Genomic DNA, 21,812 nt, shown 5'->3' with positions numbered 1-21,812 from the left:
CACTCGGCCTGCCCTTGAAACATCACTTGCCCAAGACCTTGCGCACGGTGAGCGCCAGGTTGTCGACGGTGAAGCCGAACAGCTTGAACAGCACACCGGCGGGGGCGGATTCGCCGTAGCGGTCCAGGCCGATGACGGCGGCGCAGCCGTACTTCCACCAGCCGTCGGTCACACCGGCTTCGATGGCGATGCGGGGCAGCGCCTTGGGCAGCACTTCCAGCTTGTAGGCCAGGTCTTGGCGGTCAAACACCGTGGTGCTGGGCATGGAGACCACGCGCACGGCGATCTTGGCCTTGGCCAACTCGGCTTGGGCTTGCAGGGCCAGTTGCACTTCAGAGCCGGTGGCGATGATGACGGCTTGCGCCTTCTTCTTCAGGCCCACGTTGACCGGCTCAGACAGCACATAGCCGCCCTTGGTGATGACGTCGGCGTCTTCCTTGGGCGCGTAAGGCAGGTTCTGGCGCGACAGCAGCAAGGCGGTGGGGCGATGCTTGTTGGCCAGGGCCATGGTCCAGGCGACGGCCGTCTCGGTGGTGTCGGCGGGGCGCCAGACATCCAAGCCAGGGATCAGGCGCAGGCTGGCCGCATGCTCCACCGACTGGTGGGTGGGGCCGTCTTCGCCCAGGCCGATGGAGTCGTGGGTGAAGACATGGATGACGCGGCGCTTCATCAGCGCGGCCATGCGGATGGCGTTGCGGCTGTAGTCGGAGAAGGTCAGGAAGGTGCCGCCGTAGGGGATGAAACCGCCGTGCAGGGCCACGCCGTTCATGATGGCGGCCATGCCGAATTCGCGCACGCCGTAGTTGATGTGGCGGCCGCCCACGCCCGCTTCGTTCTTGACCACATCACCGGCCAAGTCAAAGCGCAGGTTGGGCGTGGACTTGGTGTTGGTGAGGTTGGAGCCGGTCAGGTCGGCCGAGCCGCCCAGCAGCTCGGGCAGGGCGTCGGTGAAGACTTCCAGGGCAATCTGGCTGGCCTTGCGGCTGGCTACGGTCTCGGCCTTGTCGTGGGCGCTGCCCACAGCTTCGACGGCCACTTCGGCAAAGTTGGCAGGCAACTCACCGGCCATACGGCGGGTGAACTCAGCGGCCAGCTCGGGGAACGCAGTGGTGTAGGCGGCAAAGCGGGCATCCCACTCGGCTTGGTCGGCCGCGCCTTGGGCGGTGCAGTCCCAGGCAGCGCGGATGTCTTCGGGGATCACAAAGGGCTCGGCCGACCAGCCCAGGGCTTCGCGGGTCAGCTTGATCTCTTCAGCGCCCAGCGGCTCGCCGTGGGCCTTGGCTGTGCCCGCACGGTTGGGCGAGCCCTTGCCGATGCTGGTCTTGCAGACGATCAGCGTGGGCTTTTCGGTGCTGAGCTTGGCTTGGGCGATGGCCGCGTCCACCGCGTCGGCATTGTGGCCGTCGACCGGGCCGATCACGTTCCAGCCATAGGCTTCAAAACGCTGGGGCGTGTTGTCGATGAACCAAGGGGCGACTTGGCCGTCGATGGAGATGCCGTTGTCGTCGTACAGGGCCACCAGCTTGTTCAGCTTCCAGGCACCGGCCAAGGCGCAGGCTTCGTGGCTGATGCCTTCCATCAGGCAGCCGTCGCCCATAAACACATAGGTGTGGTGGTCGACGAGGTGAAAGCCGTCGCGGTTGAACTCCGCCGCCATGAGCTTCTCAGCCAAGGCCATGCCCACGGCATTGGTGATGCCCTGGCCCAGCGGGCCGGTCGTGGTCTCCACGCCCGGGGTCACGTCCACTTCGGGGTGGCCGGGGGTCAGGCTGTGCAGTTGGCGGAAGTTCTTCAGCTCGTCCAGCGACAGGGCATAACCCGTCAGGTTCAGCAGCGCATAGATCAGCATGGAGCCGTGGCCGTTGGACAGCACAAAGCGGTCGCGGTCGGCCCACTGCGGTTGCTGGGGGTTGTGACGCAGGTGGCGCGTCCACAGCGCCTGGGCCATTTCGGCCATGCCCATGGGCGCGCCGGGGTGGCCAGAGTTGGCTTGTTGCACCCCGTCCATGGCCAGGGCGCGAATGGCGTTGGCCATCAAGGGGGGTTGGTTCTGGGCAGAAGTGGACATGCTGCGTCTCTCAGGCGGGCTGATGGGAGGGAAGGGGAAGAGGAGAAGAAAGACGGGATTTTAGGCGAGGAGCGTCAGGGATGACCCGCACCGATATGATCCGCCCCCTATGCAAGGCCTGCACCTCACCGCTGACCTGCGTGGTTGCCCTCTCGGGCTGCCCGCCATGACCGACCCTGCCGCTCTGCGCGCTCTGTGCGTGGCGGCAGTGGCCGAGGCTGATTTACAAGCCGTGGGGGAGCTGTTTCACCGCTTCAACCCCGCCCCCGGCCAGCCTGACAACAACACGGGCGTGACCGGCGTGGTGCTGTTGGCCGAATCCCACCTGGCCATTCACACCTGGCCCGAACTGGCGGCCGTGACCCTGGATGTGTACGTCTGCAACCTCGGCCAAGACAACAGCGCACGCGCTGAAGCCTTGATGGCGCGCTTGCAGCAAGCCTTTGGCGCCAGTGAGGCGGAATGCCACCGCCTGCAGCGCGGCGCCACCCTTTTGCAAACCGTTTGACGCGCATCAAGCCCGATTGTCTCTAGGGCGGGCAGTCTCCGCCTCTCGTTGGAGACATTTATGCGCCCGCTGACCCTGACCATCATTCAAGAAGAACACGCCGCCTTGGCGGCCATGCTGCGCTCGCTGAGCATGCTGCTGCAGCAATCACGGCGCAACGGCACGCCGCCCGATTTCGAGGTGCTGCGCGCCATGCTCTTCTACATTGATGAGTTCCCCGAGCGGCTGCACCACACCAAAGAGACCACCTTGCTCTTTCCCAAGCTGCGCGCCAAGGTCCCCGGCTTGAGCGAGACCCTGAAGCGGCTGGACCAAGAGCACACCAATGGCGAGCGGGCCATTCGCCACCTGGAACACCTGATGATTGCCTATGAGGTGATGGGCGAATCGCGCCGCGAGGCCTTTGAGAATGCTGTCGGCCGCTATGTGGAGTTTTACCTCTCGCACATGGGCCTGGAAGAGCAAACCATCTTGCCCGCCGCCAAGGCCCACCTGAGCCCCGAAGACTGGGCCGAGTTGGACCAGGCCTTTGCCGAGAACCGCGACCCACTGGCTGGGCATGGGTCTCTGGAGATTTACCAGCCTGTGGTGCAGAAGATCTTGCACAAGGCGCCGGCACCCATAGGTTTAGGTGCTTCGACCTGAGTCATGGCGCCACGTCATGCAAGCTGATCCAGCCGCGGCTCAAGGCCATCGTGACAGCATGCGTACGGTCCTGAGCGTCCAGTTTGTTCATGATGTGGCGCATATGGGCTTTGACCGTGTCTTCGGCAATGCCCAGTACATGGCCAATTTCGCGGTTGGAGCCCCCCTTGGCGACCATGCTCAAGACCTTGATCTCTCGGGGGGTCAAAGCCTCCCGGCTCAAGACACTGCAGAGCTGATCTGAAATGCCGGGTGGAAAGAAAGTTTGCCCTGCGCGCACCACGCGCAATGCCTCGTGGAGTTGATGCCGCAACATGCTTTTGAGCAGGTAGCCCGCTGCCCCAACGCGCATGGCCTCGTGCACCAAGCCAGGGCTTTGAAAGGTCGTCAGCATCAACACCAGCATGGTTGGATGCTGCAGCCGCAGATGCCGCAAGACTTCCAAGCCGTTCATGTCGCTGTCCTGCCCAAGTTGGATGTCTACCAAGGCCAGATCAGGCGCTAAAGATTGCGCCAACGCGAGGGCTTGTGGGCCGGTGCTGGCATATCCCACCAAACGCAAATCTGGTTCGAGTTGCAGCAGGCTTTGAATGCCTTCGGCAATGATGGGGTGGTCGTCCACCAAGAGGACGCTGGCGCACTCACTGCCGAGCGCTTCGAATGTCATGCCACACCTCCTGAATGCGAGACCACCAGGGCCTTGACCGTGACTGATCATGCGTCTTGGTAAACACCGGCAGGCTCATCGTGATGCGGGTGCCCTGCCCCGGAAAACTGTCAATTTGCAACTGGGCGCCACACAGCCTAGCGCGCTCGCGGATGCTTCGAAGCCCAAGGCGCCGCCCTATTTCTGGGGCGTCGATTTGGGCGAAAGCAATGCTGATGCCGTTGTCTGAGAGGGTCACACACAACTCGTCTGAGCGAATGACGACATCCAGTCGAATCTCTTCAGCGCAAGCATGGCGAAACGCATTCATCATGGCCTCGCGTGTCATCATCCGCAGATGGTCTAGGCTGCCCTGAGACACCGTCACGGCGTCCAGATCGCCCTTAGAGCTGACTCGAAACTCACCTCCCATTTGCGTGGAAAGGGAGTGCCCTAAAGCCGTGAGATCGGCCAGCATCAAGCCCAGGCTGGGCTCCTGGCGTAAGCCCAAGACGCGGTCACGCCCTTCCTCTAGCAAGGTCTCGGCACGCTCAACGGTTTGCTGCAAACGCGGCCGCTGGGGGTCGTCTGGTGCCAAGCGTTGCACGGCGCTATGAAACACCAGAATGAGCCCTTGCAGGCTCTGCAACAAGGTGTCATGCAAGTCACGGGCGATGCGTTCTCGCTCTTGCATACCTGCACGCAGCCGCAGCAACTCCTGATCGCGTCGACGATGCAACCAGACCCGCTGCAGCCCTAACAGCAGAGCGACCACCGTCCCTATCGAGAGCCCGCGCACCCAACCCAGTTCATGCCAATGCGCAGGCACCTCCACGCTGAGGCTGGACACGTCCGAAGAAGGAACGCCTTCCCCATTGACCAAACGAAGCTTCAACTCATGAAGCCCTGGCCCCAATGGCCCCAGGTTGTGTTCACGGGCCGAGCCCAAGTCGCGCCAACGCCCGTCATCTTCATTGCGGCTCATTTCATAGCGCAACGACGCGGCCTCTCTCAAGGTTTCGGGCCTCAGGCTGATGCGGATGTCTCGGTGCCCGATCGGCAGCACCACATGGCCCTCCTGCGGCACCACACGCGACTCCCCCCAGGCCACTGACGTCACCCACACCTTGATGTCCCGCCGCAGAGGCGCAAGCTGTCTTGGGGCTATGACGTGGACGGCGTCGGAACTGCTCAACCAAAGGTGACCGTCCTTGGCCCGGACGAGCGTTGGCAGCGGCCTGAGTTGAATGGGCTGCCCAGAAAGCCCGTCTTCTGACCCGAACCAGCGCACCTGTAGCGGCCGACCCAGCGGATTGTCAAAGGCGCGTTGCTGCAAGGTGGTGATGCGCACCACACCCGTCGCCGCATGAATCCATAGGGCACCGTCATCGTCCGTCACCACGCCAGAAACACCCGACAGGTCACCCCCCTGTACGGACAGCGGGCGAACTCGACCGCCCTCAAAAGCCGCGACCCCGCGCTCTCCTCCGACCCAGAGTCGGTCGCCTTGCCGCCACAAACTCAGCACCGCGCCGACATTCAATTGGTCCGGCCCAAGAACCCTGGTGAGCCGCTGATCTTCTAAACGCCAGAGCGCCCCCTGCCCATCGCCCAGCCATGCCGTATTGTTCTCTGCCTGGGCCATCACCATGGGATACCAGGGCAGGCCGGCCGCCGTGCGCTTATCGGACAAAGAGGACCACTGGCCCTGGCGAAGCGACCACAGCCCTGACAAGCGAACAGAGGCCAACACGCTGCCATCTTCCAGACACATCAAGGCCTGCACCACAGCATCGCTGGGCCAGGGCGACCTGACGCGCGTCTCGCTGAGCCCCGAACCGTTCCAAGCGACCAAGTGGGATTGCGACCCTGACCACACGCTGTCGGTGCACTTCGAGGAGAGGGCGGTGATGTGGCCGCCATGATTCACCGGTGGTGCCTGCGGCCGCGTGCTGTGACGCAACTGCCCGCTTGCATCTCCTACCCAAACACCCCCTTGGGGATCCTGTGCCAAGGAGGGCCACTTCCAGCCTTCGGCTATGGGCCAAGCCTTGAAATCGGGCTCTCGAAACCGATCCAGCCCACGGTTGCTGCCCACCCACACACTGCCCTCTTGGTCCAGCAGCATCGCGCCAACGTAGCGCCCTCTCAAGGGGCGCACCGACACTTGCGGATGACGGAGCAGGGCAGGCAAATCCAACGCCTTCAATTCCGTCAAGAGTCGCTTTGGTATGTGGGCCACGCCATCGTTGATAGCCAGCCAGAGACCGCCCGATGCGTCGAATGCCATCTCGGCCGGGTCCAAGGGGGCCGGTGGTGGTGGCTTTGCCGTGACGCTTGGCCCCTGCGGAGCGGGCCACACCCCACTTGCACCATTGTTCAGCCACAGCTGTCCGTCGGGTGTCTGGGCAAAGTAGCCGAGCCCAGAGCGCTTAGCCATCGGCTTGAAGGCGACTTCATCTATCGCTCGACGCCAAAGCGCTGTCTCGGTGATGATCCAAAAGGCTCCGTCACGCCCTAATGCCAAGCCAGACGCGGGCTCTTGAGGTAGGTTCCAAGCGGGCGGCGGTGGCCGCCATCGATCGCCATCCAACCAGAAAAGGCCTGCATAGGTGCTCACCCACATGCGGCCCGACTGATCGCGGCCAAACGCCACCACCGTGGCCATGGCGGGCAAACCATGCGGCTCCTCATAGACCAGCACCTGCTGATCTCGGATGTGAACCACTCGACCAAATCGATGACCAACCCAAATGCCGCCATCAGGATCGGCCCAAAGTGCCGAGGCGTTACCAATCAGCCCAGGGGCTGCTGTCGAAGAAGCCCATCTCTTGAACTGAATGCCGTCGTAAACATAAAGTCCCGAGGATGAGCTGATCCAAAGCTGACCGTCTGGGGTTTGTGCCAGGCCACTGATCTCGCCGGGAGCCCCTTCCACAGCGGTCCACATGCGGTGAGATGTCATGGCTGGCCCACTGGGTTGGGCCATCGCGGCCTCCCACCCCGCCAAAGCCAGCCACAGCAGGCCATACAAGTACCGCATCACCTGCCCACCCGCCTGAAAAACAACAACCTCATCGGCACAGCATGACACGTTCTGACCAATGCGGCATCACCCGAAAGTGGATGGCAACGCTGCGCTGTCGACACCCCTCGCAAGACCTGGGGGGCAGCAGCACCCCCCAGAAAACCTCAGTGTTGCCCTCAGGTTAAGTGCACTTTCGGGTGATGCGGCCAATTCCGCCGCTTCCTAGCATCTGGCCTCCACCACCTTCGGCTCGACCGAGACCCTTGGAGACCCAATATGTCACGCACGCTTCTCTTGGCCGCATGTTTGGCCTTGACCGCTCAAGCGCCCGTACAGGCGCAAGTTCCGAATGCCGAAGTTCGGCTCAAATCCACTTTCTCAGACGGCCGAGATGATGGTTGGCTGGATGGGCGCGGCCAGGACCAATACTTTTGGGTGGACCCGAGCTTGGGAAACACCGCGCCAGCGCTACATCTCCTCCAGAACACCGACGAGACTTTTGCTTGGGGCATCGAGATTGAGAACCGCAAGCCCGAGTGGCTGCTGGCGCTGAAGCAAGGTCGACCCGTTCGCATCAGCCTTGACGCCAAAGCTATGGAAGTGTCCTCTTGGCCGGCTCGGTTGCCATTGCCACGAGAGCTGTATGTCGAGTTTCGTGACTACAAGGCCCCGCCACCGGGCGTCCCCTACGTATCGGTTTGGAAGCGCATGGGCGTGCTGGACCAGCGCACACCAGAGTGGAGCCGCATGGCTGCGACGATAGACAACCCTTTGCTGACGAACTTGCCCCCAGGTTGGGGAGGCTATGGTGCAGAGGACAGTCGCGGGCGCCCCTTGCTGCCAGAAGGCCGCACGTTTGCAAACGTACTTGCCAACGCAGATACGGTGGTGTTCACCACCTACAAGCCGGGCGTCGCTTACGGCTGGACCTATTGGGATGTCTTGTTCGACAACATCAGCATCCGCACCCTCCAGCGCTGACCCCTCAGGCCGAGTGCAGCGCGCCGGTCAGCCGGAATGAGGCCACCGCGCGCTGCAGCTCCAACGCTTGGCCCCGCAAGCTCTCGGCGGCGGCGGCACTTTGTTCGACCAGGGCTGCGGCTTGGTGCGTGGCCTGGTACTCGGTGCGACTGGAGGGGTCGTGATCGCCTTGCTATGACCAGCGAACGCAATAACGCATTCTTCAGCTTGATCGAAGCAAATGGACTGTCCGCAACAGCCATTTGCTTCGCCAAGCTCAACTCACGGGCAAACCACCGTCTTAGGCGCCACGCAGCCTTCGGGGTCGATCAGCTCATAGGTGTGGCTGCCTGAAGCCTGACGCGTCAGGCTGGCGCGGGCCACATCACCGTTGATGGGGGCGTCTTGGCTGGCGCCGTCGATGGCCACCACCACCGACTGCCCATCGTGGCTGGTGTCCGTCAGGCGCACACTCACCGTGATCTTGCCCTTGGCGCTGCAACTGGCCTTGACCGAGCGGATGCTGCTGCAGGTGGGCGGCGTTGGTGTGGCGCCGCAGACTTGGGTGAAGGCCGCTTGCAGGTCCGGGTTGGTGTAGAGCGTGCCCTGGTTGCCGCCCGTGTTGGAGGTGGTGCAACCGCCATGGGTGTGGATGGCCACCACATTGCCGCCACTCAGCACCACCGAGCCACTGTTGCCACCCTCGGTATCCGACTTGTACTGCAGAGAATTGGCGGTCGTGTTGACATTCACGATGGGGCCGTTGGACACCTGCTGGGTCTGGTTGGCCGCGCCGCTGTCCACGCCATAGCCAGTGATCACCACGTTCGCACCGACAGCCGGCACGGCGGTGGCGAAGTTCAAGCTAGAGCCTTGCGCCTGCAGGGCGGTCAGGCCGGTGGTCGCATTCGGGCTGGTGGTGAAGACACCCCAGTCCTTGCCCACACCGCTGTTCTTGAACTGCCGGTTGGTGGTGGGAACATATTGGTCTTTAGGCGCGGGGTGAACGATGCTGCCATTGCTGTTGGACGGCGGCACATTGAACTCCACCACATTCACCGAGCCAGCGCTGGACAGGCAGTGACCGGCGGTCACGAAGCAGCCGTTGCTCATCAGGTTGACGGTACAGCCCACGTTCACCAAACGAGCGCGATCCGGCGCGGTGGAGGGCACGCGGTCGTCCGTTGAGCCGCACTGGCTCTCGGTCTGCACAGGCACCTGGCCCACCATCACATGCGACACCGCAAAGCGATTGCCCTTGGTGCCCTTGCCCGCCAGCAGTTCCACCCGCACAGCCTCGCCATTGAAGTAAGCCGAGGTGTTGCGCCACTGGTGCAGGCCACGTGCATCCAGCTCTTGCACCGCGCCATCTTGCAGCGAGGTGATACGCAGCTTGGAGCCGGGCAGCAAGCGTACGTCTTTGAACTGCAAGCGCACCCAGGGCGCACCTGCGGCCTCGACCGTGTGGCTGGCGATCACATCGCCACGGCCCTGAGCCACTTGCTCGGGGCTGGCAAAGGTGTAGGCCCGCATTTCATGGGGCAGCGCAGCCGGGGCCGCCCAAACTGCACCGGTCATCACCAAGGCCGCAGCCGCTGTGGCCAACAAACGAGGAAGAGATCGCATAGGCACTCCAAGAGGTTGTCAGAAAAGAGGCCGCCATTGCACGCCAAGTGCGCTGTAAGGCCTATCCCGCAAACCCTGAAGTTGGCGTTGTGGCCCCTAGCTTGAGGGTCACGCCAGCCGCATCAAATCAAGAGCAGATCTCACCAGCTCCCGACATTGGGCATGCTCACCCAGGGCTCGGCAGGCGCCAGCGCAGGCCCGGCTTGCAGCAGCTCGATGGAGATGTGGTCAGGCGAGCGCACAAAGGCCATGCGGCCGTCGCGCGGCGGGCGCACCACCTGCACGCCGTGGTCCATCAGGCGCTGGCAAGTGGCGTAGATATCGTCCACCGCAAAGGCAATGTGGCCAAAGTTGCGGCCTCCCGTGTATTGCTCCGGGTCCCAGTTGTGGGTCAGCTCTACTTGAGCTTCGGGCTGACCGGGCGCGGCCAAGTACACCAGCGTGAAGCGGCCGGCCTCATGCTCGGTGCGGCGCAGCACCTCCAGGCCCAGGGCATCGCGGTAAAAGCGCAAAGAGGCGTCAAGGTCGCTCACGCGGACCATGGTGTGCAGGTATTTCATGGCAGAGGAGTGATGGAAAAGAGTGAAGGGAAGGGGGACGGAAGACAAGGAGGATTCTGACGCTGCGCACAGCCCTGCGCCCTAAGGCTGGCGATGACCCCTGACAGCGTGGGTCAGCCCCTCAGGCGGGGGCCTTGTTGCGCAGCCGTGCCACCCCTGCCTGGCCGCACCAAGCCATGGGCAAGTAGGCCAGCCCCAGGTCCAGGACGGTGAACCACCATGGCCCGCCCAGCATCCACACATTGGCCAAGCCACCCGCCAAGAAAAAGCCCCCTACGCCCCACGCCGGCCAAGCCTTGCCCGCCGCCACCCAGGCCGCCACGCCCGCGCCCACCAGCGTGCCCAGCGCATGGGCCAAGAAGGGGAAGACAAAGTGCTGCGGCCCAAACAAGGGTAGCGCCGCCGCCAGCCCTTCCATGGTCTGGGTCTGCGTGCCCGGCGGCGGCGCAATGAGCTGACCGCCCAGCAAGATCAAGCTCATGTTGACGGCGCTGCCGGCCATCAGGCCAGCGACCAGGGCGAGCAGGTGGCGAACGAATGGGGGCATGCGGTCTTCCTTCAAGGTCAGATGTTTGTTGACGCGCCGGCGCGCGCATAGGCAGGCATGCCAGAGTGTTGTTCAAACTGTCCGTAACGCCGCGCCTCAGGGTAGTACTCGGCGGCAAACTGCACGCGGCCCGCGACCTCTTCGCCCGCTAGATCGGCGATCACGGCCAACATCACGTCTATGCCTGCAGAGACACCCGCTGAGGTCCACACCGCGCCATCTCGCACCCAGCGCTCTTCAACCACTGAGACATCGCCCAGCGCCCGCAAGCGCTCCAGGGAACCCCAATGCGTGGTGGCGCGTTTGCCAACCAAACAGCCCGCCGCGTGCAGCACGAAGGTGCCTGTGCACACCGACACCACGGCCTGGGCTTGTGCAGCCTGCCGCGCGACGAAATCGACCAAGCTTGGGTTATTGACCTCTTTGCGCGTGCCCTGCCCGCCAGGCAACACCAGCAAGTCCAAAGCGGGGCAATGGTCAAAGTCAGTGTGCGGCAGCACTTGCATGCCCTTGGCGCAAACGATAGGGGCGCTGCTCTGTGCGATCAACAAGCAACGGCTGGGCACCCGCTCACCCGGCTTGGCCACCGCCTTCCACATCGTGGCCATCTCCCAGGGGCCGACGAAGTCCAGTTCTTCAACGTCGGGAAAGAGCAAGATGCCGATGTTCATGGGCGGTGCGCAAAAGGCTAAGCAGCAGAGGGCTTGAAGTATGCCGCCGCCACAACGCGCCCGCGCTGCGCGCGGGGCCTAGAGAAAACACCGGGGTCGGGGCCTGCGCCGACCCCGCCTGCCTCCGGCAGGCCTGAACAGCCGAAGAAAACAACCTTAAACCCCAGGCTACGCCGTCCCGGTGGGCTCCGCCCCTGGGCTGGAAGACCTAAGGGCAAAGCGGAAGCCCTGGATGACACTGCGGGTGCCTTGGTGCCTAGTGCGGCGGAATGTCGCCCGTGCGTACTTGGGATCCTCGCCTCGCGATCCTCCGCGAACCACGCGGGGAGTACCTTCCCTATCGCTCACCGGGTCACGCTCTGCTCGACCCGAGTACTTCCTGGGGGCGTCTGCACACCACTCCCACACATTGCCATGCATGTCGTACAGACCCCAAGGATTGGCCGCGTACTTAGTGACGGGCGTGGTGCCCTTCTGCTGTTGATTCCAATTGGCTTGGGTGTCGTCGGGCTCATCACCCCACCAGTAGGCGGTGGTGGTGCCCGCGCGGCAGGCGTATTCCCACTGGGCTTCGGTCGGCAGACCCGCCAGCCAGCCTGTGGGCAGCGCCTCGCCAAGCTTGACACTAAAGGCCTGAACATCGTCGAAGGAGACATTCCCGACGGGGTGTTTATCGGCATCCTCAGCGGACTTGAACGCGCTGGGGTTCTCTCCCATCAGCGCTTGCCACAGCGCCTGGGTGCAGGGCGTATCGGCGAGCCAAAAACCTTGGCTGAGGGTTACGGGGTGTTGAGGGTGTTGGGGGAGTTCCCCTTTGGATTCATCAAACTTACCCTCCTGTGAGCCCATCAGAAAGGTGCCGGGCTCCATCCAGCGCATGCGTTGGGTGATGCCCCGGATGGTCAAGTCAAGGTAGAGGCCAAACTCACCGTCAGCACCTAGAGCCCAAGTACCACCGGGCAAGTCACCGCGCTCCTGCGCCGCCCACCATGCTCGTCGTCCTAGGAGGGTGCCTACTGGGGGTGGTGGAAGACTTTGCAACCTCACTGCCCCACCTGTGTCACTCGGCCAGTTCAACTCTGTCCACCAGGGGCCGTCCTTCCAAGTTCGGCGAGACCAGCTTGGGCGGCCAAACAAGCCAGGTAAGCCCAGCCGTAACACGTCGTCTTGAGTCAACAGAGGATTCAGCACATCGACCAGCGGATGAGTACGCCCGCCCTCTACCCTAAGCCAATGACCGGGCTGACTTCGAACTTCTGCCACCAAACGCTGCACCAAGCGCTCTGGCAGGTAACGACCCGCCAACGCAGCGCCCTCGCGAGAGACCGCATTGGCAAACGCGGCAGCGTCGCCTGCAGCCAAGGGCTCCCACAAGGCAAATTCATTGTCCAGTCGAGCCCGTTCGGCGAAAGAGGACGGTGACGACACTGGAGCCATGGAGAAAGACGGCGACGCAGGCTCGGTGCCGGCCTGGCCCGCAGGGGGGGAGGTATCGCTGAGAGGCTCTTCTTCGTCCTGCTCCTGTTCGGCCTCTACCGGCGAGGCTGGCACGGGGGCCACCGAGGCGGGAGGTGCGCTCGGCAGTACCACACGCTGCGGCTCCGCCACCGCCAGGGCCAGCAGTCTTTGCAGTGTTTTGGGGTCGGCCTCGGCACGGCTGGATTGGTCTTGCACCTGCTCTAGCCAGGTCAACAGACTGAAGCCGGAGCGGCTGCTGAGCGAGCCCTGCAACAGCTCGGGTAGGCGCTCTCGGGCATAGGCATTGCGCAGCTCATAGGGCTGTTTGACAGCCTGGGTTTCTTGCCGCAGGTCCTCGCTCAACTTCTTCAAGTCGCCCAGCCGCAGGGTCTGCCGCCACTGCACCAGCTCTTGCAGCAGCCACGCGCCTTGCACCCGCAGGTAGCGAAACAGCGCCGGGGCAAAGAGCTGCAAGGCACACATCAAGGCCAGCCAACGGCGCTGCTCCAGCGCAGGCATGGCCACTCCGCCATGAGCCTCCAACTGCCCTGCTAGGCTTTGGTTGAGCTGCATCAGGCTGGTGATGCGCTGGAGCTTGCGTGGCACCGGCGGGGTGAGCGTGGCCACCAACTCGGCCAGCTCATTGGGTTGCGACCGTGGGTCTTCGGCAGGGGCAGCGCTGGCGGCTTGGGCATACAGCTCAGGCCAATGCGCAGCCAGATAAAACTGCGCGTCCTCGCCACCGGGCCTGGGCAACCTGATGGGCAAATGGATCAGCTTTTCCAAATACTCCGCCCCCGTGATGGGCGTCTGCCCCTGGGCGGCGCTGGTGTAGGCCTGGTAGCGGTGGGCAATGCCGCGCTCCACTACTTCTTCGTCCAGCGCCATCACAAAGGCGCAGCCTTCCACGTCGAGGAAGAGTTTGACCGCTTCGAGCACCTCGATGGCTTTTTCGGGCAGGCAGCGGTCGAGATCGTCCACCAAGAAGACGAGGTTGACATGCAAGCGAGCGGGCTCGCGCATCTGGCCGGTGGTGAGCCAGCGGCCCGCCTGCTCCAAGCGGTGCAGCGCCTCTATGCCGGGGCCCAGGCCGCCTTGCGTCAAGCGTTGCTGCACGTTCTTCAAGAAGCTGGGGTTGCGGCCGGTGATGCCGCGCAGGTACTCGAAGAAGTTGAAGTACAGGCTTTCCAGCGCCGGGATGGGCGTGCTGACTTTGCGCGGTGCCGCTAAAGCCTTCTTCTTCAGGCCCAGGCGCTCCAGGATCGAGGGCTTAGGCGGCTTGTCGTCTTTGGCGGGCTCAGGCAACTTGAGGGCGGCGCCTTGGGCATCCAGCCACATCTGCAAGGCTTGGCGGCCGCCGTTGGCATAGATGCCTTCGATGAGGGCGCCCAACAGCGCCACATGGTCGACCAGCCACTCTCGGCGCTTGGTGCCCTGGGGCACGGCCCGCTCGACCTCGTCGCGCATGGCCTGCTCGGCCACTTTGAGCATGGGGATCAGCAAGTGCGGCTCGCGCTCAAACCGCCACGCATTGAACTCGACCAAGACGGTGATCTCGGTGGGTGGCTCGCCCGCTTCGGTGTCTGGCGGGTGTTGCTGCGCCAGCGCCTTGGTGCGCTGCTCGCGCAGTTGCTTGATCTCGTCGCCCACCTCGCTGAGCAAATAGCTTTTGCCCGCGCCCCATTCGCCAAACACGCCCACCACTAAGGCGGGGCCTAAGCGGCCTGTGGTTTTGGGGTGCAGCTCGCTGCGCCGCTCTCCAGCGGGCAGTAGGCTGTCGAACACCTCGTGGGCCAAGCGCTGGGCCAGCGGCCCATGGCCAAAGTGACGCGGTGGCGGGGTGCCCTTGGGCGCAGTCGGCTCGGCCATCAGATCCTCAGCTTTGTCGTTTGCTGCGGATCATCACACAAGTCAAGTCTTCCTCACTGGCGGTCGGCGGGCGGCGCGGTCCCGCCCAGCTTGCCCGACATACCCTCCAAGAAGTCGACCCCTGCATACCCCGCCGCCGCCAAGCCCAGCAGGGCCGTGGTGTCGAACTTGGTGGTGGGCCCTGCGGCAATCGTCAGCATGGCCAACACCCCAGACACCGCACCGATCAACAGCCCCACCACCAGTTGTTGGGCATAGATGGGTTCGTTCTTATGCTCTCGCCGGGCTTTGGCAAAGCCCGCCACCACCCGGGTCAATTGGCCGCAGGCTCCCATCAGCGCACCTAAGCCCAGCAAAGGCATCCACTCCATCGCTTGCATCGCAGTCCCCTTGATTTAGAGCCTGGATGCTGGAAGCCGCTAAGGATGCCGTCATCCCCTGCTCTGATGAGGCCCTTCAATGCGGCGCGGACTTAGAGAACAAGTTGATCACCATCACGCCCGCCGCGATCAAGCCCATGCCGAGCAGTGCGGGCATGTCCAGCTTTTGGCCAAAGGCCAGCCAGCCAACGATGGAAATGAGCACGATGCCCACGCCCGACCAGATGGCATAGGCCACGCCGGTGGGGATGGTGTGCAGGGCTTGCGCCAAGCAATAGAAGCTGGCGGCATAGCCCACCACGGTGATGAGGCTGGGCACAGGGCGGGTGAAGCCGACCGAGGCTTTGAGAAAGCTGGTGGCGATGACTTCAGTGACGATGGCGACGGCCAAGTAGGTATAGGCGGCATTCATGTTGTGAATGCTACGCCGCTGCCTTACCCCTAGCGCCTGCGGCCAACCCCAGGGTAAAGGCCTCTTCAAACACCGAGTAGCCCGCCAGCTCACTGTGGGCAAAGCGGATGCGGCCGCGCTGCTGGCGCAGGGCGGCCAGGGCTGGGTGGCTGCGGGTGCCGGGGGTGGGGATGCGCATGGCATGGCCGTGGCGGCACAGGGCCATGGCGCTGACTTTGTCGTCAATGTCGGCATGCAGGATGCGCAGGTCGGCCAGCACGCGCTGGGCCCAGGTGGCGGCGGGCTGGCTGTAGAGCGCGGCGCGCTCTGACTCGGGCAGGGCGTGATAGGCGCTGATCACACCGGGGCCGGTGTGCAGGCCGCGGTCGGGGCGCAGGCTTTGGTGTTGGTTGTCCACATAGCCCAGCGCACTGGTGCTGCCTGCGGGGGCATAGGCCACGCTGTCCCAGGCGGGGGGCATGCCGGGGCGGTCGATCAGGGGCTCGCTGAGCTGCAAGTGGGTTACCAGCCAGGGCGCGTAGTGGGCACCCTGCACGGCTTTTGTCAGTGCATCTAATGGGTTAGCCATCACACGCGCGCTGACGAACAGCGGCAGCGCCATCACCACTTGCGGGGTTTGCCAATGTTCTAGCTCCGCCTTGGCTTCGTTCCAAGCCCACACGTCCACACCGTGTTTGCCTTCGTCCACCCGCAGCACGGTGCGTGCGGGGTGCAGGTGGGCGCGCAGCGGTGCGGCCAGGCGCTCCACCAGCCAGGCATTGCCTTCGGGCCAGGTGAACACGCCTTCGCTGCGGGCCTCGGCCTCACTGAGCGGTGCGCCCGGCGCATTGAAGCCATGGCGGCTGGCAAAGTAGTGCAGGCCCGCCCAGGCCGAGACGGTGTGCAGGCCCGCGCCATAGTCGTCGCGGCAGGCGTAGTCCAGATAGGCCAGCAAGTGCGGGTCGTTCAGGCCTTGGGCGTGCAGCCAGTGGGCAAAGGTTTGGGCATCTAGGGCCGCATGGGCGGCGCCAAAGGGCGCCCGCTGGGTGGGCATGGCAAAGCCCAGACGGCTGGCCTCGCTGACAGCCTGGGCAAAGCGCTGGGCCTGGGCGGCCAAGGCGGGGCGGCCTTCGGTGCTGGCCAGCAAGCCTTCTTGCCAGTGGCCGTCTATCCACAGCCGCTCTTGCGGGGCATGGGCCAGGTGGCGGTCGTCGGGCAGGCTTTTGCCGCGCAGCGCATCAAAGCGCATCAGGCCGATCTCGTGCAGCCACTCGCTGACCTCGCGCGCCGCAGGGCCGGGCACGGGCAGATAGTGGGCCCCCACCGGGCAGGCCTGGCCCGCCAGCACATGAGCACGGCTGTTGCCGCCCACGCTGTCTTCCAGTTCCAGCAGGGCGGCGTCTTGCACCCCCGCCGCATGCAAGGCCCGCAGAGCCGCCAGCCCCGCCACGCCGCCGCCCAAGACCAAGGCGCCAGCGCGGCGCGGCGGCCGCGCACTGGACAGCGGCGGCAGCGGGCCGCGCAGGCGGTGGCCTCGCTCGGGCGAGCTGCCTGCCCAGGTGGCAGGGGGCGGCTGAGGTTGGCTGCGGCAGGCGCTCAAGGGCCAGACCGCGCTGGCCAGGCTGACCCCTATGAGCGCGCGACGGTGCGGGGAAGGCAAGCCGTCTGGCGGCATCACCGCACCTGCCCCCACTCGGCCTCAAAGGTATGCACCAAGCCTTGGGTGGAGAGCCGGTTGGGCTCGGCCGGCACGCGGGCCATGTCGGCGGGGAACTCGAACAGGGTGGGCAAGGTGCCCAGGGTCAAGAAGCGCAGGCCCTCGGGCAGCCGCTCGGGCATGCGCCAAGGCCTGCGGCTGGCCAAGATGAAGCCCCACTCGCCAAAGCTGGGCACATGGGCGTGATAGGGCGTGGTGGAGAGGCCCACGGCCTCGATGGTGGTGGCCACCGTCCAATAGCTTTTGCGTGCCATCAGCGGCGAGGTGGTTTGCACCACGGCATAGCCGCTGGCCGCTAGGTGCTGGTCCAGCAGTGCATAGAAGGCAGTGGTGTAGAGCTTGCCCAGCGCAAAGTTAGTGGGGTCGGGGAAGTCAACCACGATGACATCAAAGGTCTCGCTGCCGGTTTCCAGCCAAGAGAAGGCATCTTGGTTGATGATGCGCAGCTTGGGTGAGCGCAAGGCTTGGCCGTTGAGCGCCGTGAGCATGGGCTCGCTGCCAAACAACTGGGTCATTTGGGGGTCTAGCTCTACCAGCGTGACCTGCTCAACCGACGGATAACGCAGGATCTCGCGCACGGCCATGCCGTCGCCTCCGCCCAGCACCAGCACGCGCTTGGGCGCACCATGCGCCGCCATGGCGGGGTGGACCAAGGCTTCGTGATAGCGGTGTTCGTCGCGCGAATGGAACTGCAGATTGCCGTTCAAGAAAAGGCGCACGCCCGAGTGCCCTTGGGTCAGCACGATCTTTTGATAGGGGCTGGTGGCGCGCATCACGATGCGCTCGCCATAGAAGTGGTCTTCGGCCCAAGTGGAGAGCGCATCGGCCCCCAGCCAAGCCGCACACAAGGTGCCGACCACCCCAGCGCAAGCCAGCGCATGAGCACCCCAGTGGCGCAACTCGCCCCGGAACATCCACAAGGCCCACACCGCCACGGCGCTGTTCAACAGGCCGAAGAACAAGCCGGTGCGTACCAAGCCCAGGTGAGGCACAAACAACAGCGGGAAAGCGATGGCGACAACCAAGGCCCCCAAGGAGTCGAAGGTCAGCACTTGGGATACCAAGTCCTTGAGCGCATAGGCGCGCGAGAAGCGCTGTTTCAGGATCCGCATCACCAGCGGAATCTCCAGGCCGACCAGCACGCCCACCAACCACACCAAGCCGTACAGCAGCACTCGGAACGACAGGCCCGAGCCCACCATATGCCCGGCCACCGACAGGCTGGAATGGGCCACAAACAGGGCTGCGGGCATGAGGCCACCAATCAAGCCAACCAGCAGTTCGATGCGCAGAAAGTGCGCCACCAGTTGCCGATCCAAAAACCGCGACAGCCAAGCCCCCACCCCCATGGCAAACAAATAGATGCCGATGATGGTGCTGAACTGCATCACCGAGTCGCCCAGCAGGTAACTGGCCAGCGCACCTGCAGCCAACTCATAGATCAGACCGCAGGCGGCGATCAGGAAGACCGAGCCCAGCAGCAAAATCTCAGCGGGGGATACGCGGCTGGCCTCTGGCTCCTCTGGGTGCATCTCTCTCAAGCTTCGGCCTCGCCCATGCCGCCATGCCAACGATGACCAGGGCGTCGCGTTTCAGCGGCACTCTTCACACGCCCACCTCAGCCTTGAATGGCTGCCGCCACGATCTGCCCGATGGCGATGAACATGCCGGCCACCATGATGCCCAGCGCCACGTTCTTGTGTTCGACGATCTCTTCCCAGAGCTTGTAGGGCGTGAGCTTGTCGATGATGACAAAGCTGACCCACAGCACCACCACACCAATCACTGCATACAGCACCGAGCCGAGTATCACGGTCGGCTTCAACCAATCGAGGGACATCTTGTTCTCCTTGTTGATCTTGAGCCGCAGGCTATTTGTGCCCACCGCCCCCACTTGAAAACCCGCCAAACGAGCCGCCGCCGCTGCGGAAGCCGCCGGAGCTTTGGTTGCGCTTGCACTGCTGATACTCGGCACTGGCCTCGCCATAGGCTTTGCGGGTGCTGTCGCAATCGTCGCTGCTGCATCGAGTCAGCCCGAATATGAGTACCACCATACAAACCAATCCGACCACAACGCCAATCCCGCCTCCAACGTGATCGGCAGTGGAAAAGCCAGAGGAACTCTCCCCCAAGTTAGAGAGCGGTGATGCATCTCGCCGCAAGGCTCGGCGCGCATTTGCATCTAGCCGGAAGGCATCCGCGACATCACGCATTGGGAGGGGCTTGCCATAGGACCACACCACTTCACTGGCGTCCTTCCCCTTGGTCTGTTCACGCGAGAGCAGCTCGCCCTTGGGGCCGACATAGTCGGTGACCCAGGCTATTTCTTCGCGTTGAACGCGCCAGTAAAACTCGCCTTGCACCCAGGTGACCTTGGCTTGGTAGCGCTCACGCTGGCGGAACTGGACGCTGGCCCAACTGGCCTTTTCGCCCCGCACCGTGGGCGCACCCGTCAGCGGGCGCACCACGCTCCAGCCTTCGTTGGTATCGACCAAGAAGGCAAAGCCGGCGTTGCGGTTGTAGAGCAGGTATTCGCGCCAGAAGACTTGCTCGTCGTCTTCATCGGTGGGCAGCGGCACATTGCAGCGCTCTTGATAGCCCACCACCTGCCAAGATTGCGTGCCTTCGGCCCCGATGTTGAAGCTACCGACCTTGCCCAGGGGGATCTGCGGCTCCATCCCGCCCCCCGCGCCAGAGTTGTTCTGCGCGTAGTGGGCCAGGTCCGCCCCCACGCCTTGGGAGATGTCCACCACGGCCTTGCACTGGCCGCAAGCGAGGCTTTGGGAGGTGGCCAGCGTGGGCGCCAGCGCCGCACCGCAACTGGGGCATTCAAAGGCTTTGCCCTTCAGTGACGCCGCAGCCTCGCCCTCTTTGAGCCCGCGCATCTCCAGGCTTTTGAGCGTGATGGCCCGGCCGGTGGACCACTGCGGCTTGGCAGGGTCGAGGTATTGCAGCGAGCCGACCTCGCCGCGCTCATTGCGCAGCTCGGCCACGGTGAAGGGCTTGTCCTGCAGTGGGGGCTGGGGCAGCTCGCCCTGCGCAGCGCTGAGGCGAGCCTGCACCACCGAGGCCACGTTCCAGATTTGCTGGTCCACCAAGCGGCGCTCACCCGCGACGATTTCATCCGGTTTTGGGGCGTCACTGGCCGAGGGTAAATCAAAGGCCAGCACATATGCGCCGTTGTCTTCACTCAGCCAGGCGGACTTGAGCCTGGCCACCTCTCCGGCGGTGGCATCAAACAGCAAATGCCATTCGTTCCAGACGCTGTCCGTGGTGCGGAACTGCAAGCGCCCCACCACGCTGAAACCCACGCCCTGGTGGCGGCCGGTGGCGCCCAATTGCAGAGGCGAGTGGTCGTCAAAGACTTCGGCGCTTTCACCGATGCGGCGAAGGGCATCGCCCTCGCGCAGCAAGGTACTGCGGCAAAAGCTGCACACCGCGCTGGCCGACGCGGCCGAGGCAAACTCCACCGGCGCGCCGCAATGCGGGCAGGTGGAGTGCCAAGTGCGTTGGGCGCGCGGTGTGGGCGCGTCAGGCGTGGGTGCTGCCAAGACTTAGAACCAGGCCTCAGAGCTTGGCGAGCAGGTCTGCCTTTTTGGCGGCGAACTCAGCCTCAGTCAAGATGCCCTTGGCCTTCAAGTCACCCAGCTTTTCCAGGGTGGCCATCACTTGGTCGGCCGTCATGGCCGGGGCTGCGGGCGCGGGCACTGCAGCAGCCGCCGAGGCCGCATTGGCCTGCGCCATGGCCGAGCCCATTTGCTGGGCCAAGACCTGGCCCATGGCCATGCCCGCGCCCAGGCCCATGGCGTCGCCCGCCAAGCCGCCGCCGCCGCCGCCCTGGCCCACGCCTTGGGCCATCACCGGGATGGCCTGGCCTGTTTGGTACTGCATGAACTTGGCCATGTCGTTGCCGACCATGCCCATGCCGATCTTCTGGTCGAGGATTTTTTGCAGCTCTTCGGGCAGCGAGACGTTTTGCACCGTCACGCTTTCCAGCTTCAGGCCAATGGCCTCAAATGACGGCGCCGTGGCCGCCTTGAGCTGCTGCGCAAACTCGATTTGGTTGGACGCCAGGTCCAAGAAAGGCACGCCGCTGGTGGCGACAGCGTCGCTGATGTGCTGCAGCATCATGCCGCGCAACTGGCCGTCCAGGTCTTCGGTGGTGTAGCGGTCCCGGGTGCCGGTGATCTCGGTGTGGAAGAGCTTGGGGTCGCTGATGCGATAGGCAAAGTTGCCAAAGGCGCGCAAGCGCACTGCGCCAAAGTCTTTGTCGCGGATGGTGACGGGCTGGCTGGTGCCCCAGCGCTGGTCGATCTGCTGGCGGGTGCTGAAGAAGTAAACATCGCTCTTGAACGGGCTGGCAAACAGCTTGTCCCAGTTCTTGAGGTAGGTCAGCACCGGCAGGGTTTGGGTGGTGAGCTTGTACATGCCCGGCCCAAACACATCGGCCACCTTGCCTTCGTTGACGAAGACGGCCATTTGGCTCTCGCGCACGGTCAGCGAGCCGCCGTACTGGATTTCGTTGTCGGCCATGGGGTAGCGCCAAGCCAAGACCCCGTCGCCGGACTCGGTCCACTCCAGAATGTCAATGAACTGTTTCTTGATGAAATCCATCAGGCCCATGGCTGCTCCTTCGCGCAATCGTCTGACCACCTTTGGTCAGCGCGGGGATGATACGTGGGATCAAGGGTTTTGACGGGGGACGCGTTCGGCAATCAAGGGGGGATTGCACAGCGCG

Annotated in this window: 18 protein-coding genes; 3 read left to right on the top strand and 15 right to left on the bottom strand. The window is 64.0% G+C overall.

Features of this window, described 5'->3' with window-relative positions; all coding sequences use genetic code 11:
• Positions 1-22 precede the first annotated feature (22 nt).
• Positions 23-2,068, bottom strand: coding sequence for a transketolase (gene tkt, locus ACIQ3Q_RS01830; RefSeq protein WP_396267256.1), 2,046 nt, complete (start codon positions 2,066-2,068; stop codon positions 23-25).
• 109 nt (positions 2,069-2,177) lie between these two features.
• Here tkt and speD point away from each other — a divergent pair, with 109 nt between their 5' ends.
• Positions 2,178-2,576 (top strand): adenosylmethionine decarboxylase, encoded by a 399-nt coding sequence (gene speD, locus ACIQ3Q_RS01825; protein ID WP_396267255.1) that lies wholly within the window; start codon positions 2,178-2,180, stop codon positions 2,574-2,576.
• A gap of 60 nt (positions 2,577-2,636) precedes the next feature.
• On the top strand, positions 2,637-3,221 hold the full coding sequence (locus ACIQ3Q_RS01820) for a hemerythrin domain-containing protein (RefSeq protein WP_396267254.1): 585 nt from the start codon (positions 2,637-2,639) through the stop codon (positions 3,219-3,221).
• Position 3,222: 1 nt separating this feature from the next.
• Here ACIQ3Q_RS01820 and ACIQ3Q_RS01815 read toward each other — a convergent pair whose 3' ends face one another.
• Together ACIQ3Q_RS01815 and ACIQ3Q_RS01810 are read right to left on the bottom strand one after the other, a co-directional pair.
• Positions 3,223-3,888 carry a response regulator gene (locus ACIQ3Q_RS01815; RefSeq protein ID WP_396267253.1) on the bottom strand — a complete coding sequence of 222 codons (666 nt, stop codon included), beginning with the start codon at positions 3,886-3,888 and terminating at the stop codon, positions 3,223-3,225.
• Positions 3,863-6,910, bottom strand: a complete 3,048-nt coding sequence (locus ACIQ3Q_RS01810; RefSeq protein WP_396267252.1) for a histidine kinase — start codon at positions 6,908-6,910, stop codon at positions 3,863-3,865. The genes ACIQ3Q_RS01815 and ACIQ3Q_RS01810 overlap by 26 nt, the downstream gene beginning before the upstream one ends.
• Positions 6,911-7,171: 261 nt before the next feature.
• Between ACIQ3Q_RS01810 and ACIQ3Q_RS01805 the strand changes: the two genes are divergently transcribed.
• Entirely contained in the window at positions 7,172-7,876 is a 705-nt protein-coding gene (locus ACIQ3Q_RS01805; protein WP_396267251.1) for a PEP-CTERM sorting domain-containing protein, read from the top strand.
• A 261-nt stretch (positions 7,877-8,137) separates the two neighbouring features.
• On the opposite strand, the gene ACIQ3Q_RS01800 is transcribed toward ACIQ3Q_RS01805, so the two are convergent.
• From ACIQ3Q_RS01800 to ACIQ3Q_RS01745, 12 genes are all read right to left on the bottom strand, one after another.
• Positions 8,138-9,481, bottom strand: coding sequence for a trypsin-like serine peptidase (locus ACIQ3Q_RS01800; protein ID WP_396267250.1), 1,344 nt, complete (start codon positions 9,479-9,481; stop codon positions 8,138-8,140).
• A 140-nt stretch (positions 9,482-9,621) separates the two neighbouring features.
• Complete coding sequence (locus tag ACIQ3Q_RS01795; protein WP_396267249.1) at positions 9,622-10,041, bottom strand: VOC family protein; 420 nt, start codon at positions 10,039-10,041, stop codon at positions 9,622-9,624.
• A 121-nt stretch (positions 10,042-10,162) separates the two neighbouring features.
• Complete coding sequence (locus tag ACIQ3Q_RS01790) at positions 10,163-10,588, bottom strand: hypothetical protein (protein WP_396267248.1); 426 nt, start codon at positions 10,586-10,588, stop codon at positions 10,163-10,165.
• 17 nt (positions 10,589-10,605) lie between these two features.
• Positions 10,606-11,259, bottom strand: coding sequence for a DJ-1/PfpI family protein (locus ACIQ3Q_RS01785; RefSeq protein ID WP_396267247.1), 654 nt, complete (start codon positions 11,257-11,259; stop codon positions 10,606-10,608).
• Positions 11,260-11,427: 168 nt separating this feature from the next.
• Entirely contained in the window at positions 11,428-14,586 is a 3,159-nt protein-coding gene (locus ACIQ3Q_RS01780; protein ID WP_396267246.1) for an SUMF1/EgtB/PvdO family nonheme iron enzyme, read from the bottom strand.
• Between the two features lie 53 nt (positions 14,587-14,639).
• On the bottom strand, positions 14,640-14,966 hold the full coding sequence (locus tag ACIQ3Q_RS01775; RefSeq protein WP_396267245.1) for a hypothetical protein: 327 nt from the start codon (positions 14,964-14,966) through the stop codon (positions 14,640-14,642).
• Positions 14,967-15,042: 76 nt separating this feature from the next.
• Complete coding sequence (locus ACIQ3Q_RS01770; protein WP_396267244.1) at positions 15,043-15,378, bottom strand: SMR family transporter; 336 nt, start codon at positions 15,376-15,378, stop codon at positions 15,043-15,045.
• Between the two features lie 10 nt (positions 15,379-15,388).
• Positions 15,389-17,032: an NAD(P)-binding protein gene (locus ACIQ3Q_RS01765; RefSeq protein WP_396267243.1), complete on the bottom strand. Its 1,644-nt coding sequence runs from the start codon at positions 17,030-17,032 to the stop codon at positions 15,389-15,391.
• Positions 17,032-18,606 carry a polyamine aminopropyltransferase gene (locus ACIQ3Q_RS01760; protein ID WP_396267242.1) on the bottom strand — a complete coding sequence of 525 codons (1,575 nt, stop codon included), beginning with the start codon at positions 18,604-18,606 and terminating at the stop codon, positions 17,032-17,034. Before ACIQ3Q_RS01760 ends, ACIQ3Q_RS01765 begins: the two co-directional genes overlap by 1 nt.
• Before the next feature lie 86 nt (positions 18,607-18,692).
• Positions 18,693-18,914, bottom strand: coding sequence for a DUF350 domain-containing protein (locus ACIQ3Q_RS01755; RefSeq protein ID WP_396267241.1), 222 nt, complete (start codon positions 18,912-18,914; stop codon positions 18,693-18,695).
• A gap of 31 nt (positions 18,915-18,945) precedes the next feature.
• Positions 18,946-20,625 (bottom strand): DUF4178 domain-containing protein, encoded by a 1,680-nt coding sequence (locus tag ACIQ3Q_RS01750; protein WP_396267240.1) that lies wholly within the window; start codon positions 20,623-20,625, stop codon positions 18,946-18,948.
• A 16-nt stretch (positions 20,626-20,641) separates the two neighbouring features.
• The gene (locus ACIQ3Q_RS01745; protein WP_396267239.1) at positions 20,642-21,697 is read right to left on the bottom strand and encodes an SPFH domain-containing protein; all 1,056 of its coding nucleotides are present in this window, start codon (positions 21,695-21,697) and stop codon (positions 20,642-20,644) included.
• Positions 21,698-21,812: the final 115 nt, after the last annotated feature.

The sequence above is a fragment of the Ideonella sp. genome (assembly GCF_044358605.1).
Classification (GTDB): Bacteria; Pseudomonadota; Gammaproteobacteria; order Burkholderiales; family Burkholderiaceae_C; genus Ideonella.
This window is presented reverse-complemented; position numbering and strand designations above follow the sequence as displayed.